14 protein-coding genes and 1 tRNA gene are annotated in these 13,693 nt (G+C 63.8%); 8 read left to right on the top strand and 7 right to left on the bottom strand.

Annotation, left to right across the window (positions count from 1 at the left end):
• Positions 1 to 46: 46 nt before the first annotated feature.
• Positions 47 to 502 (top strand): DUF1178 family protein, encoded by a 456-nt coding sequence (locus BM075_RS17590; RefSeq protein WP_093362009.1) that lies wholly within the window; start codon positions 47 to 49, stop codon positions 500 to 502.
• Positions 503 to 518: 16 nt separating this feature from the next.
• Here BM075_RS17590 and BM075_RS17585 read toward each other — a convergent pair whose 3' ends face one another.
• Both BM075_RS17585 and BM075_RS17580 read right to left on the bottom strand, forming a co-directional pair.
• Complete coding sequence (locus BM075_RS17585) at positions 519 to 1,418, bottom strand: DMT family transporter (RefSeq protein WP_245758895.1); 900 nt, start codon at positions 1,416 to 1,418, stop codon at positions 519 to 521.
• A 61-nt stretch (positions 1,419 to 1,479) separates the two neighbouring features.
• Entirely contained in the window at positions 1,480 to 2,085 is a 606-nt protein-coding gene (locus BM075_RS17580; RefSeq protein WP_093362008.1) for a LysE/ArgO family amino acid transporter, read from the bottom strand.
• 171 nt (positions 2,086 to 2,256) lie between these two features.
• On the opposite strand from BM075_RS17580, the gene BM075_RS17575 reads away from it, so the two are divergent.
• Together BM075_RS17575 and BM075_RS17570 are read left to right on the top strand one after the other, a co-directional pair.
• Positions 2,257 to 3,096 (top strand): SDR family NAD(P)-dependent oxidoreductase, encoded by an 840-nt coding sequence (locus tag BM075_RS17575; RefSeq protein WP_093362007.1) that lies wholly within the window; start codon positions 2,257 to 2,259, stop codon positions 3,094 to 3,096.
• A gap of 79 nt (positions 3,097 to 3,175) precedes the next feature.
• Complete coding sequence (locus tag BM075_RS17570) at positions 3,176 to 3,508, top strand: GYD domain-containing protein (protein WP_177208402.1); 333 nt, start codon at positions 3,176 to 3,178, stop codon at positions 3,506 to 3,508.
• Positions 3,509 to 3,528: 20 nt separating this feature from the next.
• On the opposite strand, the gene BM075_RS17565 is transcribed toward BM075_RS17570, so the two are convergent.
• From BM075_RS17565 to BM075_RS17555, 3 genes are read right to left on the bottom strand one after another with little or no spacing between them, the layout of a single operon-like run.
• Entirely contained in the window at positions 3,529 to 4,413 is an 885-nt protein-coding gene (locus tag BM075_RS17565) for an NAD-dependent epimerase/dehydratase family protein (protein WP_093362005.1), read from the bottom strand.
• Entirely contained in the window at positions 4,410 to 5,252 is an 843-nt protein-coding gene (locus tag BM075_RS17560) for a glycosyltransferase (protein ID WP_093362004.1), read from the bottom strand. Before BM075_RS17560 ends, BM075_RS17565 begins: the two co-directional genes overlap by 4 nt.
• 6 nt (positions 5,253 to 5,258) lie before the next feature.
• Entirely contained in the window at positions 5,259 to 6,476 is a 1,218-nt protein-coding gene (locus BM075_RS17555; protein ID WP_093362003.1) for an NAD-dependent epimerase/dehydratase family protein, read from the bottom strand.
• Positions 6,477 to 6,855: 379 nt separating this feature from the next.
• Here BM075_RS17555 and BM075_RS17550 point away from each other — a divergent pair, with 379 nt between their 5' ends.
• Genes BM075_RS17550 through BM075_RS17540 form a run of 3 tightly spaced genes read left to right on the top strand, consistent with a single transcriptional unit; the run spans position 6,856 to position 9,677 of the window.
• Positions 6,856 to 8,265 (top strand): ATPase domain-containing protein, encoded by a 1,410-nt coding sequence (locus BM075_RS17550; RefSeq protein ID WP_093362079.1) that lies wholly within the window; start codon positions 6,856 to 6,858, stop codon positions 8,263 to 8,265.
• Positions 8,266 to 8,323: 58 nt separating this feature from the next.
• Positions 8,324 to 9,325, top strand: coding sequence for a sensor histidine kinase (locus BM075_RS17545; RefSeq protein ID WP_177208401.1), 1,002 nt, complete (start codon positions 8,324 to 8,326; stop codon positions 9,323 to 9,325).
• 4 nt (positions 9,326 to 9,329) lie between these two features.
• Positions 9,330 to 9,677, top strand: a complete 348-nt coding sequence (locus tag BM075_RS17540) for a response regulator (protein ID WP_093362001.1) — start codon at positions 9,330 to 9,332, stop codon at positions 9,675 to 9,677.
• 47 nt (positions 9,678 to 9,724) lie between these two features.
• On the opposite strand, the gene BM075_RS17535 is transcribed toward BM075_RS17540, so the two are convergent.
• Both BM075_RS17535 and BM075_RS17530 read right to left on the bottom strand, forming a co-directional pair.
• A tRNA-Arg gene (locus tag BM075_RS17535) sits at positions 9,725 to 9,801 on the bottom strand.
• An 86-nt stretch (positions 9,802 to 9,887) separates the two neighbouring features.
• A complete protein-coding gene (locus BM075_RS17530; protein ID WP_093362000.1) occupies positions 9,888 to 10,199 on the bottom strand; it encodes an ETC complex I subunit in 312 nt (103 codons plus the stop codon).
• 455 nt (positions 10,200 to 10,654) lie between these two features.
• Here BM075_RS17530 and uvrB point away from each other — a divergent pair, with 455 nt between their 5' ends.
• Both uvrB and BM075_RS17520 read left to right on the top strand, forming a co-directional pair.
• Positions 10,655 to 12,859, top strand: coding sequence for an excinuclease ABC subunit UvrB (gene uvrB / locus BM075_RS17525; RefSeq protein ID WP_093361999.1), 2,205 nt, complete (start codon positions 10,655 to 10,657; stop codon positions 12,857 to 12,859).
• A 531-nt stretch (positions 12,860 to 13,390) separates the two neighbouring features.
• Positions 13,391 to 13,621, top strand: coding sequence for a hypothetical protein (locus BM075_RS17520; RefSeq protein ID WP_093361998.1), 231 nt, complete (start codon positions 13,391 to 13,393; stop codon positions 13,619 to 13,621).
• Positions 13,622 to 13,693 lie beyond the last annotated feature (72 nt).

Genomic DNA, 13,693 nt, shown 5'->3' with positions numbered 1-13,693 from the left:
GAACGGCACTACTATTCAGTCGCCCGAGTGGCTAAATCTGACTCGGATGATCAAGTACAGCCTCATATGCGCGGAGAAACACCGTTTCGAAATCTGGTTCGCCTCTGCGGCGGCCTATGAGTCGTTGAAGACGTCGAAAATGGTCACCTGTGCCATCTGCGGCTCGGTCGATGTCGAAAAGGCGATCATGGCGCCCAGCGTCCGGACGCACGGGGCAAACCGTAAGGTCGAAACCGAGGACGCGGGCGGAGCGGCTGCGCATCCGCTGTCCGAACCGGCGTCCGATAGGGAAAAGGCGCTGGCCGAGCTGCGCAAGAAGATCGAATCCACCAGCGACTATGTCGGGCAGGATTTTGCGCGGGAGGCCCGCGCGATCCACGAGGGCGACTCGCCCCGTCGCTCCATCCACGGGGAAGCGAACGCCAGCGAGGCGAAGAGCCTGATCGAGGATGGCATCCCCGTCCTTCCCCTTCCCTTCCTGTCCCGGCGAAAAACCAGCTGATCCCGCACCCGCAGGTTCAGAGCGCGGACGGGGCTCCCGCCATCCGCAAGCGTGCCTCCCGCCAGGCGATGAAGGAGACTGAACCCATGATCAGCCCGCCGCCGAGCATCACCCATCCGTCCACAGGCTCGCCGAAGACAATCGCTCCGACGAGGGTGGCCCAGAGGAGTTGCAAGAATGCGACGGGCTGGGTGACGGCCAACGGCGCCGCCTGAAAGGCCAACGTCATCGCGTAGTGCCCCGCCGTCGCAAAGGCCGCCACGATCATCAGCCACCCCAGGTCGCCCCAACTCGGCGGCACCCAGACGGCCGCTGCGAAGGGCGCCAGCACGATCGTCACCATGATCGACATCATCGCGACCACCACGGACGGGCCGACGGAACCGGTCATCAGCTTGGCGATCAGGTAAGAGGCCGCGAACGCCAAAGCGGTGACGACCATGGCGGCGTGTCCAGCGTCCAACGCCCGGACGCCCGGGCGGAGAATGATTAGCGCCCCGGCGAAGGCCACGGCGATCGCAGCCGCCCGCCGCGCTGCCAATGGCTCGCCCAGGAAAAGGGCCGCGCCGATGGTGACGTAGATCGGGTTGAGGTAGTTCATCGCCGTGACCTCGGCGAGGGTGATCCGGGTCATGGCGAAGAACCAGAACATCACCGCCGTCGCCTGTGTGACGCCCCGCAGCGCGAACAGCAGCCAGGCCCGCCGGGTCAGATGGGTTCGTGCCAGCGCGGGCAGCATCGGCAGCAGGAACACAAGCCCCAGCAGATAGCGCAGGAATGCGGCCTCGATGGGCGGCACGCGGGGGCCGAGGTGTTTGACCGTCGCCTGAACGCCCACAAAACACAGCCCCGTGACCAACATCCAGAGGATGCCGGCAAGCGGACGTGTGGCGGGGGCGGCGAGAGTCTGTGTCATCCCGCAGACCAGAGCCCATCGCACGCAACACGACAAGGCGGAATTCGCCCCGGCGGCGGGCTCATCCCAGCACCAGCCCCGCCGCGATGGCCCACATCACGCAGCCCACGGCCACGTCGAGCACGCGCCAACTCAAGGGCCGTGCGAAGATCGGCTGGAGCAGCCGCGCGCCGTAGCCAAGCGCAAAGAAGAAGGCGAAGGAGGCGGAGGCAGCCCCGACCGTGAAGGCAAGCCGCGCCTCCGGAAAGGCGGTGGAGACCGATCCGATCAACGCCACAGTGTCGAGGTAGACGTGCGGGTTCAGCCAGGTCAACGCCAGGCACGTCAGCGCGACCGGCCGGAGCGCCCGCGGCCCGCCTGCACCGGCCTCCAGCGCCTCGCCGCCACGCCACGCATTGCGAAAGCTGAGCGCGCCGTAGGCCAGCAGAAACGCTGCCCCGCCCCACCGAAGGAGCGGCACGACCGCCGGCATCACGCGTTCCGCTGCGGCAAAGGCGAAAACACCCACCGAAATCAGAACCGCGTCCGACACCGCACAGATCAGCACCACCGCCAGCACGTGCTCGCGCCGGAGCCCCTGACGCAGGACGAAGGCGTTCTGCGCCCCAATCGCAAGGATCAGAGTGAGTGCAAGGCCGAAGCCCTGGATGAATGCCTCTGCGGCCATGTCGCCTCCACACAAGAGTCCCACGTCTTAGTGGTGACGCGGCGCGGTGCCAAGCGGGTCGTCAGTCGCTGCGCGGCTGCCGTGGCGGCAGACCGGATCGCCGGCCGGGTTTGGCCTTCCACCGCTGACGGTGCGGGCATAGGCTGCAGGCGGACCGAAAAGGAGGGGATCATGTCTGACACAGTTTTCAAACCGGATGCCGTGGCCGTCGTGACCGGAGGCGCGGCCGGGATTGGGCTCGCCATCGCGAAGGAATTCGCCTCCCGTGGCATGACCCTCGTGGTGGTGGACAATCGGCCCGACCACTTTTCGGAGGCAGAGGCGGCGCTCCGCGGTGCAGGCGCTACGGACGTGATGACGAGCGCCACGGATGTCTCCGATCTGCAGCAGGTAATCGCGTTGGAACAGGCGGTCGCGGACCGCTTCGGCGGCACGGACGTGCTGGTTAACAATGCTGGGATCCAGCCCGGCAGCTCCATGTTCGGGCCGATGGAGGCGTGGCGCGCGGTTCTGGAGACGAACCTCTGGGGCATCATCCACGGCACCCACAGCTTCGCGCCGCGCATGATCGACCGTGGTAGGCCGGGGATGATCATCAACACAGGATCCAAGCAGGGCATCACCACGCCGCCCGGCGATCCGGCCTACAACGTGGCCAAAGCGGGCGTGAAGGCGTACACGGAGGCGCTGGCGTACGATCTGCGCAACACCGAGGGAGCCAAGATCACGGCTCACCTGTTGATCCCCGGTTTCGTCTTCACCGGCTTGACGGCTTCGGGGCGGTCCGAGAAGCCCGAGGGCGCCTGGACGCCGGAGCAGACGGCGGCATTCATGATGGAGCGGCTGGCCGAGGGGGACTTCTACATTCTCTGCCCGGACAATGACGTATCCCGGGCACTCGACCAGAAGCGCATGGCTTGGGCCATCGGCGATATCATCGAGAACCGCCCACCGCTGTCGCGCTGGCACCCGGAATACGCAGACGCATTCGAGGCATTCGTCAAGTCCTGAGGTACCGCCGACCGAACTCGCGCCGATCTGTGGTATGCTTCCCGGGCACCGAACGAGGTGCGACAGGGAGGACGAACACATGCCGAGATTCATCATGACCGCGAAACTGACGTCGGTGGCGATCAAGGGTTTCATGGCCAAGGGCGACGACCGCAGGCCGGTGCTGGACAAACTGGTCAGTTCGGCGGGAGGGACCTTGGTGGAGCACTACTTCATCACCGGCGACGCCGACGTGATGATGATCCTGGACGCCGACAATGTGGGCGTGCCGGCGAAAGTCGCGATGATCGTCGGCTCCGAAGGGATCGCGACGGATTTCAACACCCATTGCGTGTGGAGCACGGCGGAATTCGCGAAGCTTGCGAGCGAGGCCGGCAGTGCGGCATCCGGGTACATCCCGCCGGGCGCCTGACGCCTTGGCTGCGGCGGGTCTCAGTCCAGTCGGAGCATCGCCGGAAGCGCTTGCCGCAGCCCCTCCATTCCGGCCGGCCGCCAGCCGAGCGCCTCAAGTCGGCGGGTCTCCATGACGTTCACCTGACCGGCATCCGCCCGATCCGGGAGCGGCGTGCTCACGCCTGTGAGCCGAGCCACTTCCGCCAAAAGGTCGCGCCGATCCAGAATGAGGTCGGACACATTGAAAATCGCGCCGGCAAGCTCGTCCGCCGGCAAGGTCAGCAAAAGGCGCACGGCCGAGGCGAGATCCGCCCCGTGGACTTCGGTGGCCACGCGCGGCGCGATCGGCGTGCCGTTCTGGAAATCCGCGAAGAGGGGCTGCCACTTGTGCGCCTGACCGGGTGCGACGGCGCCGTAGACCCCGGTGGCACGCAAACTCGACGTGGCAAACCCTGGCGCGGTCAAACCAGTCAGGGCACGTTCGGCCGCAACCTTCGCCTCCCCGTAGAGCGTATCCGGCCGCGGCTCCATATCCTCGCGGAGAACCGTACCCGGCGGCCAGGCACCATAGGCCGCGCGGGAGGAGAGAAACAGGACGCGACCAACACCGGCCGCTTTCGCCGCCTCGAACAGCCGAACCGATCCATCGAGGTTAGCGCGCAAAAAGCCCGCCGGATCCCCCCCCTCGCCGCCCCGATACCGCCCGGCAAGGTGGCTGAACGCGGCATGTACAAGGGCGTCGTATCCTACGAGCGGCGGGACCGGGCCGGCAAGGTCATAGGGTACGTGAACGACCGGGGCACCGAAGTTCCCCGGCAGCGGCGCCGAACGGCTCAAAACCGCCACGTCATCTCCCGCCGCCAGTGCCTCCTCGACGATGAACCGGCCCACCAGCCCGGTGCCGCCGGTGACGGCCAGTCTCACGCGAGCGGCCCGGGCAGCGTGGCAATGACCGGCACTGGCCCGTCGCCGGCATAGGCCTCCCACAACGCGATTAGCGGGGCCAGTTGCGCGGACTTGGGATGGGGGTCCTGCCACGGCTTCTCGTACTGGAAATGCAGGATGTGGATCGATGGCCAGTCCCACAGCTCCGGCATGTTGAACCACACGTATTGCAGCATGTTGTCGAACACCGGCAGCCCGTGCCAATCCGGAAAGAAATGCTGCAGGAAGGTCTGGTCGGTCCGCCGCCAGAAGGCACCAGGCGCGTCGAGTTCCGACAGCATCCGGTCGAACGTAGCCGCGTCGGGGCGAGCGCAGAAGACGCCGGAGTTCATCCGGTGGAAATCGGCGAGGCTTTCATAGACGTTCGGTGCAGCGGAAAACTCCGGATACTCAAACAGCCGGTCGCAGTTCTTCAGCACCAACGCATCGGCATCGATAAAGACCACGCTCTCGTATTCTTCCATCTGCCAGAGGCGCAGCTTGGCGAAGTTGTCGAGCGGGGTGTGGAACGGCGGCTTTTCACCCTTGGTGAAGGGCGCGAGGCCGTGCAGTCGGTCGCGGGCATGGGCCGCGTTGAAGGCCGCCGAGGTCGGCAACAGATCCGTGCGGACAAGACGCGCGCCCAGATCGCGCAGGGGCGCAAGGTCCACGTCGTCCACAGCGGCGGTATGGAGCACGACGCAATCGGCGTCGGTGCCGGTCATCCCGATGGACCGTACCAGCGCCTTCGCGCCGAGGGCATAGTCGGCGTTGGTGACGAGCGTCACATAGGCGTGGCGACTCGCCGGAGCCCCTTCGGCAAGCAGTCCTTCCACCATCACGCGTCAGGACACGGACTTGAGGTGCGCCGCCTCCGGATCGTGCACAACGCGCTTGGCGATGTCCTTCGTCCAGGCCGAGACGCAGGGGACATGCTTGCGGTCGACACGGTGGGCGTATTTCTTCGCCACGTGCACGACCTCCTCCAGCAGGCCGGATTCCAGCTTGATGGGGTTGAGGCCGAGGTCGATGAAATGGTCGTTCTTCACGATCAGCTCGTTCTCGGCTGCTTCCTTGCGTGGGTTCGGCAGGAAGGCGATCTCCGCGCCGGTCATGCGCGCCACCATCTCCGCCAGATCCCGCACCCGGTGGGTTTCGGTCATCTGGTTGAAGATCTTCACACGCTCGCCCTTTTCCGGCGCATCCCCAAGCGCCAGTTCGATGCACCGCACTGTGTCCTGGATGTGGATGAAGGCGCGGGTTTGCCCGCCGGTGCCGTGCACGGTCAGCGGATAGTCGATCGCGGCCTGGATCAGGAACCGGTTCAGCACCGTCCCGTAATCGCCGTCATAGTCGAACCGGTTGATGAGCTGCTCGTGCCGCTTCGTCTGGTCGGTATGGGTGCCCCAGACGATGCCCTGGTGAAGGTCGGTGATGCGGAGCGCGTCGTTCTGGGCGTAGAACTGGAACAGGATCTGATCGAGCGACTTGGTCATGTGATAGACCGAGCCCGGACGCGTCGGGTACAGGATCTCCATGCCCTTCGCGCCGCTGTCCGTCTCCACCGAAACGTCAAGGTAGCCCTCAGGGATCGGTGCGCCGATGGTGGAGTAGCCATAGACCCCCATGGTGCCCAGGTGGACGAGGTGGGCGTCGATGCCGGTCTCGACCAAAGCGGTCAGGAGGTTGTGGGTGGCGCTGACGTTGTTGTCGACCGTGTAGACCTTGTGACGATCCGACTTCATCGAATAGGGCGCGGCGCGCTGTTCGGCGAAATGGATGATCGCATCGGGGCGGTATTCGTCCAGCCACAACCGCAGACGCTGGTATTCCTTGGCCAGGTCGAGCAGGTGGAACCGGATCTCGTTGCCTGAGACCTGCTTCCAGATCCGGCATCGCTCCTGGATGGAGTCCATCGGCGTCAAGGACTGAACGCCCAGCTCGGTATCGATCCAGCGGCGCGAGAGATTGTCGACGATGTGAACCTCGTGGCCCAGGTTGGACAGGTGCAGCGAGGTCGGCCAGCCGCAAAAGCCATCTCCTCCAAGAACCGCAATACGCATGGTCAACTCCTCTCCGGCGGGGCGCCGGTTTCTTGCACTTTCCCTTGGGGCGTCCGCTTACCGTCCAACCGGCCGGATGTCGAATGAAACCTGTACGACACCGCAAGCTGCGAATGCCGTCGGTGCCGGACTCCGGCGTCCCAACGCCCCCGCTGCGGGATGTCCCTTTCGGTGTGGCGCGGGGATCACATGCGGTTGCGCGCAAACCTTCCCATCGCCTCCCGGACGACCCCCATGTCCACCGTCACCTACGTTAAAACGGGCTACATTGGCGCTTTTCGCTGGCCTGACGCCTCCTCACGCCTATTTGATAGCCGCAATGGTGCAACGACACGCTGAGAAGGCCGCGTGCGTTCACCGGAAGATCAAGGGGAATGCGATGGATCAAATTGGAACGGGTTGCGCGGGCTTCGATCACGTGCTGCGAGGCGGCTATCCGCGTAACAGTATCCACCTCCTGCAGGGGGCTCCGGGAACGGGAAAGACCACGCTCGCGCTGCAATTCCTCATGGAAGGCCGGGACCGAGGCGAAACCTGTCTCTATGTGACACTCAGCCAGACCGAACTCGACCTCCAACGCATCGCCGCGTCCCATGGCTGGTCGCTGGACGGCATCAAGGTGATCGAAGTCAGTGCGCACGAAGCGGGGGGCTTCTCGGAGCAAAGCATTTTCCAGACGGCGGACCTGCGGCTCGACGAGACGCGGCGCGCGGTTCAAGGCGCGATCGACGAATTCGAGCCTGCGCGACTCGTCTATGATTCCCTTCTCGAGATCCGGTTGCTCAGCCCGGACGTGCCCCGCTATCAGCGCGAACTCATCGGCTTCCGGGACTACATTGCGCGCAAGGGCATTACGGTCCTCCTCGTCGATACCGACGTCGACACAAACGATAATGGGGAGCTGGAGTCCCGCGGCGTCGTTCACAGCGTCTCCACGCTGGACAAGCAACTGCCGGATTATGGCAGGGCGAAACGGCGCATGCAGGTCGCGAAGATGCGGGGCGTACCGATCTTCGCCGGCTGGCACGACATGGACATTCGTGAGGGCGAAGGGGTTGTGGTCTATCCACGCCTTTCCCCCCGCGAACGCCCCGTAGACTCGCTGGACGGGGAGTTGATCCGGTCGGGCCGCGAACGCCTAGATTCCATCTTCGGCGGCGGGCTGGAGCCGGGCACGACGACAATGGTCGTCGGTCAGGCAGGCACTGGCAAGTCCACCATCGCTTCCCTTTACGCGACCGCCGCACTGGCCCGGGGCGAGAGCGTCGCCCTATTCCTTTTCGAGGAACGTATCGAGACGTTCTTCCGGCGCTCCGAAGGCCTCGGGATGGATCTGCGGGATTATTACCAAGACGGGCGACTGCACATATACGATTTCAATCCAGATGAGATCAGCGCCGGTGAGTTCACGCAGCTCGTGCAGAAAGAGGCAGAAGCGGACGACCTTCGGGTGGTGGTGATCGACAGCTTCACCGGTTACATGTCATCCCTGACGGACCATTCGCAGGCCCTGTTCGACATCCAGGCGCTCCTCAAGCACGTCTCGCGCCAGAACGTCCTGACCATTCTGATCGTCGCGCAGCACGGCCTGCTTGGTCACAACTCGAACACGCCCGTAGACGTCAGCTTCCTCGGCGACACCGTGTTGTTTCTCCGGATGCACGAGGAGAAAGGCCGGGTTCATCGCGACATCGTGGCGGTCAAGAAGCGGCACGGACCGCATGAACTCGATGTCCGGGAGCTGGTTATAGAAAGCGGGAATGTGGATGTCGGACCCGCCGCACGCTGATACTCTCCCACATACTGGCAAAGACCTTCCGCCGCTGCTCGTTATCACGCCGCGAGGCATGGATGCCAATATCCTCTCGAAAGCGATCCGCGAGATCGGTTTTCCCTTGGAGACCATACGGTCAACCGACGAGATCCCCGAAGGAACGATGGAAGAATTCGGATCGCTCATCATTGCTCAGGAATCCCTGTCCGAGGAGTCGCTGGAAAAATTCTCCACGCGCCTCGGACGTCAGGATGACTGGTCGGAGATGCCTGTGATCCTGCTGGCGGGAGAGAGGTCCGGCGCGATCGCCCTGCGGGAGGCCGTTCGGGCGCAATTCACTCGCGCCCGGCTGGTGGTTCTGTCACGCCCCCTGAGCTGGGTCGAATTCCAGACCGCGGTGCAAAGTTCGATGAGCAACCGGCTTCGCCAGTACCAGGTGAGGGACCATTTGCGCATGGAGCGGCTGCTTCGGCGCGAGTTGAACCACCGGGTGAAGAACCTCATTACCACGGTTCAGTCCATCGCTCGGCTGACACGCCGGACGACCGGAACCGGGAAGGACAGCTATGACGACTTTCTCGAACGTCTGGATGCGTTGAACAACGTCCACGGAATGCTGATGCAGATGGATACCGTGGGCGTCCGGTGCGACGAGCTCTTCCAGGAGCTCTTGCGCCCCTACATGGACGGCGACAAGCTCCAGCTCCATACGGAGCCGGTGAACCTGTTTCCCGCGGCGGCCCATTCGCTCGGACTCTGCCTGTATGAGCTGGTGACCAACGCGGTCAAATATGGCGCGCTCTCCCATCCGGTCGGCACGGTTGTCGTCGACTTCCGTACCGATGGGGATACGGCGTGGTTCAGATGGAAAGAAACCGTGCCCTTCACACTGACCCAGCCCGAGACCATGGGATATGGATCACGGTTCATCGGCGCGTCTCTGGCGTCAGTCTTCGGCAGCCCGGCAAACGTCGCGTATGAACAAGACGGCTTGCTGGTTGAAGGAAGTGGCCCCCGGGACACTGTGATTTGCCCGCCGGAAGACTCGGTCGGCCCTACGGTACATTTCAGGTGACGGCATGAAAATCATGATTTGTGAGGATAACATCGTGATAGCCATGTCTATCGAGATGCTTCTTGAAGACAGCGGTTTCGAAAGCGCAGGCATCGTCACGACGCGGACCGCGTGTCTGCAAGAGTGCGACGCGAACCGGCCGGACATGGTTCTGGTGGACCTCGACCTTGCCGACGGCCCGACCGGGGTGGCTCTCGTGAGAGACCTCCATGCGCGTGGGATTCCCTCCATCATCGTGTCAGGGCAGACGTCCGTGATCGATCTGAGCGGAAGCCCAGCGGTGGCCGTGCTGGAGAAACCGTTTCACGACGCTGCATTGATAGCGCTGCTGGAACAGAGCCTGCCTGCGTGATGGCCCATTGCTGAGAGGCAGAGAGCGTCGGCCAGCCTGCGGTGCAGTGGCGACCCCGCCAGGACTTGAACCCGGAACCTAGCGCTTAGAAGGCGCTCGCTCTATCCAGTTGAGCTACGGGGCCACTGGCCCCTCTATTGCGCAGCCAGAGCGCCGATTGCAAGCCAAGTTGCAGGCGCGTTCACGAAGGGTCAAAGGCCTCAACGGGTCTCAGTGCGTCCATACCGTACGGCGGTTCGTGGCGAAGTTGTCGCCATAGCCGTTCTTGCGGATGTTTGGCTTGCGCTTCTTGGGCTCGATCACCACGAAATCGAGGCCATTTTCGCGCGCGTAGTCGAGCGCCGCCTCCTTGGTATCGAACCGCAGCTTCACCTGGCTGTGCACGTCCGTCTGGCCCGGCCAGCCCATCAAGGGGTCGATCTTCGTCCCGTCCTCGGGAACGATTTCGACGTACCACACCTTGGTCTTGCCGGTGCCGGACTGCATCACGTTTCTGGCCGGCTGATAGATGCGCGCACGCATGGGCGATCTCCTTGGCTTCTGCGCAGGTTATCGCCAAGCGCGGCGGATCGCGCAAGGGGCGAATGGACGTTTTGGGGGAGCGCGCTGACGCAGGCGGCTGCCAGCCGGCGACGAGGGAGCGGGTTGGGGATGCACGCCGGCCGGCAGCCTCTCTGCTGCGTTCAACCAGAGTGAGAAATATTCGCCGAATCAGCAATCGTCCGGGCCGGGACTCGGCACATTTACGCCGAGGCAGGACGGGCGAGGCGCCCCACAGCCGCGCCCGCCGTCAAGCCGCTTCGACGGGCCACGTATCGAGCGGTTGCAGCGCGCGTCCAATCCGCCTCATATGTCATCAGCTCCCGCAGCGTCGCCCCCTCACAATTCCGTCGGACGGACGGGAAAAAATTTGCCATTTTGCCCGGAGCACCCGAAATGAACGAAAGCTGACCGCGCCCCAGCCAGACGAGACATCCATGCCCTACACCCATTCCGACAAGTCCATGCCATTGATGCACGCCCCGGCGCCGGACGTCCGGACGCGCGAGAAACTCGAAGGCGGCAAGCGGTTCACCATGCATGCGGAGTTCGAGCCGGCGGGCGACCAGCCGACGGCGATCGTGGAGCTGGCGAACGGGGTGCGCGACGGCGAGCGGGACCAGGTTCTGCTGGGCGCGACCGGCACCGGCAAGACCTTCACCATGGCCAAGATCATCGAGGAGACGCAGCGCCCGGCGATCATCCTCGCGCCTAACAAGACGCTGGCAGCGCAATTGTACGGGGAGTTCAAGGGGTTCTTCCCGGAGAACGCGGTGGAGTATTTCGTCTCCTACTACGACTATTACCAGCCCGAGGCCTACGTGCCGCGCTCGGACACCTACATCGAGAAGGAATCGCAGATCAACGAGCAGATCGACCGGATGCGCCACTCCGCGACCCGCGCCCTGCTTGAGCGCGACGACGTCATCATCGTGGCCTCCGTTTCCTGTATCTACGGTATCGGCTCGGTTGAAACCTACGGGGCGATGACGCAGGACCTGCACGTTGGCCGCGAGTACGACCAGCGCAAGGTCATGGCCGATCTCGTGGCGCAGCAATACCGGCGCAACGATCAGGCGTTTCAGCGCGGCAGCTTCCGGGTGCGTGGAGACGTTCTGGAGATCTGGCCCGCCCACTTGGAGGATCGCGCATGGCGCGCGTCGTTCTTCGGTGAGGAACTGGAAGCGCTCACCGAGTTCGACCCACTGACGGGCGAAAAGACCGACAGCTTCGAGCGAATTCGGATCTATGCCAACTCCCACTACGTCACGCCCAAGCCGACGATGAAACAGGCCATCGAGGGCATCAAGAAGGAGCTTCGCCAGCGGCTCGATCAACTCGTGGGCGAAGGGAAGCTGTTGGAGGCACAACGTCTGGAGCAGCGGACCAACTTCGACCTGGAGATGCTGGAGGCCACCGGGGTCTGCAACGGCATCGAGAACTACTCGCGCTACCTCACCGGCCGCGCGCCCGGCGAGCCGCCCCCGACGCTGTTCGAATTTATCCCCGACACCGCTATCGTCTTCGCCGACGAGAGCCACGTCAGCGTGCCCCAAATCGGCGGCATGTACCGGGGCGACTATCGGCGCAAGTTCACGCTCGCCGAGCACGGTTTCCGCCTGCCCTCCTGCATGGACAACCGCCCCCTCAAGTTCGAGGAATGGGACGCGATGCGGCCGCAGTCCGTCTTCGTCTCCGCCACGCCGGCCTCGTGGGAGCTGGAGCAAACTGGGGGCGTGTTTACCGAACAGGTGATCCGCCCGACCGGCCTCCTGGACCCGGAGGTCGAGATTCGTCCCGTCGAGATGCAGGTGGACGACCTCCTGGACGAAATACGACGCGTGACTGCGAAGGGCTTCCGAACGCTCGTCACCACCCTGACCAAGCGCATGGCGGAGGATCTGACCGAATACCTGCACGAGCAGGGGATCAAGGTCCGCTACATGCATTCTGACATCGACACCATCGAGCGGATCGAGATCCTGCGGGACCTGCGGCTCGGCGCCTTCGACGTGCTGGTGGGCATCAACTTGCTGCGGGAAGGGCTCGACATTCCCGAATGCGGGCTCGTGGCCATTCTGGACGCCGACAAGGAGGGCTTCCTGCGCTCCGAGACCTCTTTGGTCCAGACCATCGGTCGTGCCGCGCGGAATGCGGAAGGGCGCGTCATCATGTATGCCGACCGCATCACCGGCTCGATGGAGCGCGCCCTGAAAGAGACGGAACGCCGGCGCGCGAAGCAGATCGCCTACAACGAGGAGCACGGCATCACGCCAGAGACCGTTCGAAAGAATGTCGAGGACATCCTCGCCGGGCTCTACAAGGGCGATGCGGACATGTCCCGGGTGACCGCGAAACTCGACGCGCCGATGCACGGCGCGAATTTGGAGGCACACCTGAATGGCTTGCGCGATCAGATGCGCAAGGCTGCCGAGAACCTGGAATTCGAGGAAGCCGCGCGTTTCAGGGACGAGATCAAGCGGCTGGAGGCGGTGGACCTCGCGGTCGCGGACGACCCGCTGGCGCGCCAGTCCGCGGTGGAGGCCGCGGCCGAGGCGGCACAGAAAGGGGTCGGGCGGTCAAAGGCTGGACGGCCGGGGCAGCGGGGCGGCATCAAGAGGAAAAAGGGCGGGAGGGCGTAACCGCAACGCCATCTAGGGACGCCCGCGCACTTGCGATGCGTCTCGGAAAGATACGTCAACGTCTACGACCGATTCCCGGGATTCGCGCTCCGCAACTGCCGCGGTGAAAAGCTGAAAGGCGGGGCGTGCCGGTTCGAAATATTAATCGTTGAATGGCGATAGAATAATACTTGCGCCGTTCGCAGATTGTTCAGTTCCTTTCACGCATCTTGCCGGACGATAGAGCGCATTCCGACGCGGATCCACTCCTGACCGCAAACTTTTCCGGCCAGACCGGCCAAGTCTAATCCCTTGGCAACTGATCATTTTTCGGGTGCGCGACCGCCGTCAGCCCAGTTTTGATTGCGACACATTAACTTCTTGGGAACAATTTTGAAACTCTCGCCACCCGTACGCCACATTTGTGCCCCGTTTCGGCGCAAGGGTGCCTTTGCGGCTAATTCGCCTGCCGCCTTTTAACCTTCTGGCAACGTATTGCCCGCTAGGTAAAGACAACAGGCCAAGGCGGGCCATCAATCGGGAGGCGTAAAAATGGCGCTCGGCATCTTCCTGGTTTCCATCTTCATCGCTGTCGCGACTGCGGCGGCCTCGGCTCTTTCCGGCGGCAGCGTTGCGACCGTCATCATGTGGGGCATCGGAACTGCATGGGCGAGCAGCGTGGCCTTGACCGCGATTGTCGCACTTCGCTGGTACATGACCAAATCGGATCGCCCGATCGACGCCTCGACCATGGTTCCGGCCGGGTTCTCCAACCACTCCTGACGGAGCCGTGGGACCATCGTTCCCACATAGGCTTCTCCTCCGTCGATAGCACCACCACGTTTCGCGTTGCGT

Source organism: Tropicimonas isoalkanivorans (genome assembly GCF_900112335.1).
Lineage (GTDB): Bacteria > Pseudomonadota > Alphaproteobacteria > Rhodobacterales > Rhodobacteraceae > Tropicimonas > Tropicimonas isoalkanivorans.
Note: the sequence above shows the minus strand (reverse complement) of the source record. Positions and strands in the feature narration are given on the sequence as shown.

Bases quoted from the DNA above. Each gene is read 5' to 3' on its own strand.
- BM075_RS17575 (WP_093362007.1), top strand. From the start codon at position 2,257: ATGTCTGACACAGTTTTCAAACCGGATGCCGTGGCCGTCGTGACCGGA.
- BM075_RS17530 (WP_093362000.1), bottom strand. From the start codon at position 10,199: ATGCGTGCGCGCATCTATCAGCCGGCCAGAAACGTGATGCAGTCCGGC.
- BM075_RS17545 (WP_177208401.1), top strand. From the start codon at position 8,324: ATGGATGCCAATATCCTCTCGAAAGCGATCCGCGAGATCGGTTTTCCC.
- BM075_RS17590 (WP_093362009.1), top strand. From the start codon at position 47: ATGATCAAGTACAGCCTCATATGCGCGGAGAAACACCGTTTCGAAATC.
- BM075_RS17550 (WP_093362079.1), top strand. From the start codon at position 6,856: ATGGATCAAATTGGAACGGGTTGCGCGGGCTTCGATCACGTGCTGCGA.
- BM075_RS17555 (WP_093362003.1), bottom strand. From the start codon at position 6,476: ATGCGTATTGCGGTTCTTGGAGGAGATGGCTTTTGCGGCTGGCCGACC.
- uvrB (WP_093361999.1), top strand. From the start codon at position 10,655: ATGCCCTACACCCATTCCGACAAGTCCATGCCATTGATGCACGCCCCG.
- BM075_RS17570 (WP_177208402.1), top strand. From the start codon at position 3,176: ATGCCGAGATTCATCATGACCGCGAAACTGACGTCGGTGGCGATCAAG.
- BM075_RS17560 (WP_093362004.1), bottom strand. From the start codon at position 5,252: ATGGTGGAAGGACTGCTTGCCGAAGGGGCTCCGGCGAGTCGCCACGCC.
- BM075_RS17585 (WP_245758895.1), bottom strand. From the start codon at position 1,418: ATGACACAGACTCTCGCCGCCCCCGCCACACGTCCGCTTGCCGGCATC.
- BM075_RS17540 (WP_093362001.1), top strand. From the start codon at position 9,330: ATGAAAATCATGATTTGTGAGGATAACATCGTGATAGCCATGTCTATC.
- BM075_RS17520 (WP_093361998.1), top strand. From the start codon at position 13,391: ATGGCGCTCGGCATCTTCCTGGTTTCCATCTTCATCGCTGTCGCGACT.
- BM075_RS17580 (WP_093362008.1), bottom strand. From the start codon at position 2,085: ATGGCCGCAGAGGCATTCATCCAGGGCTTCGGCCTTGCACTCACTCTG.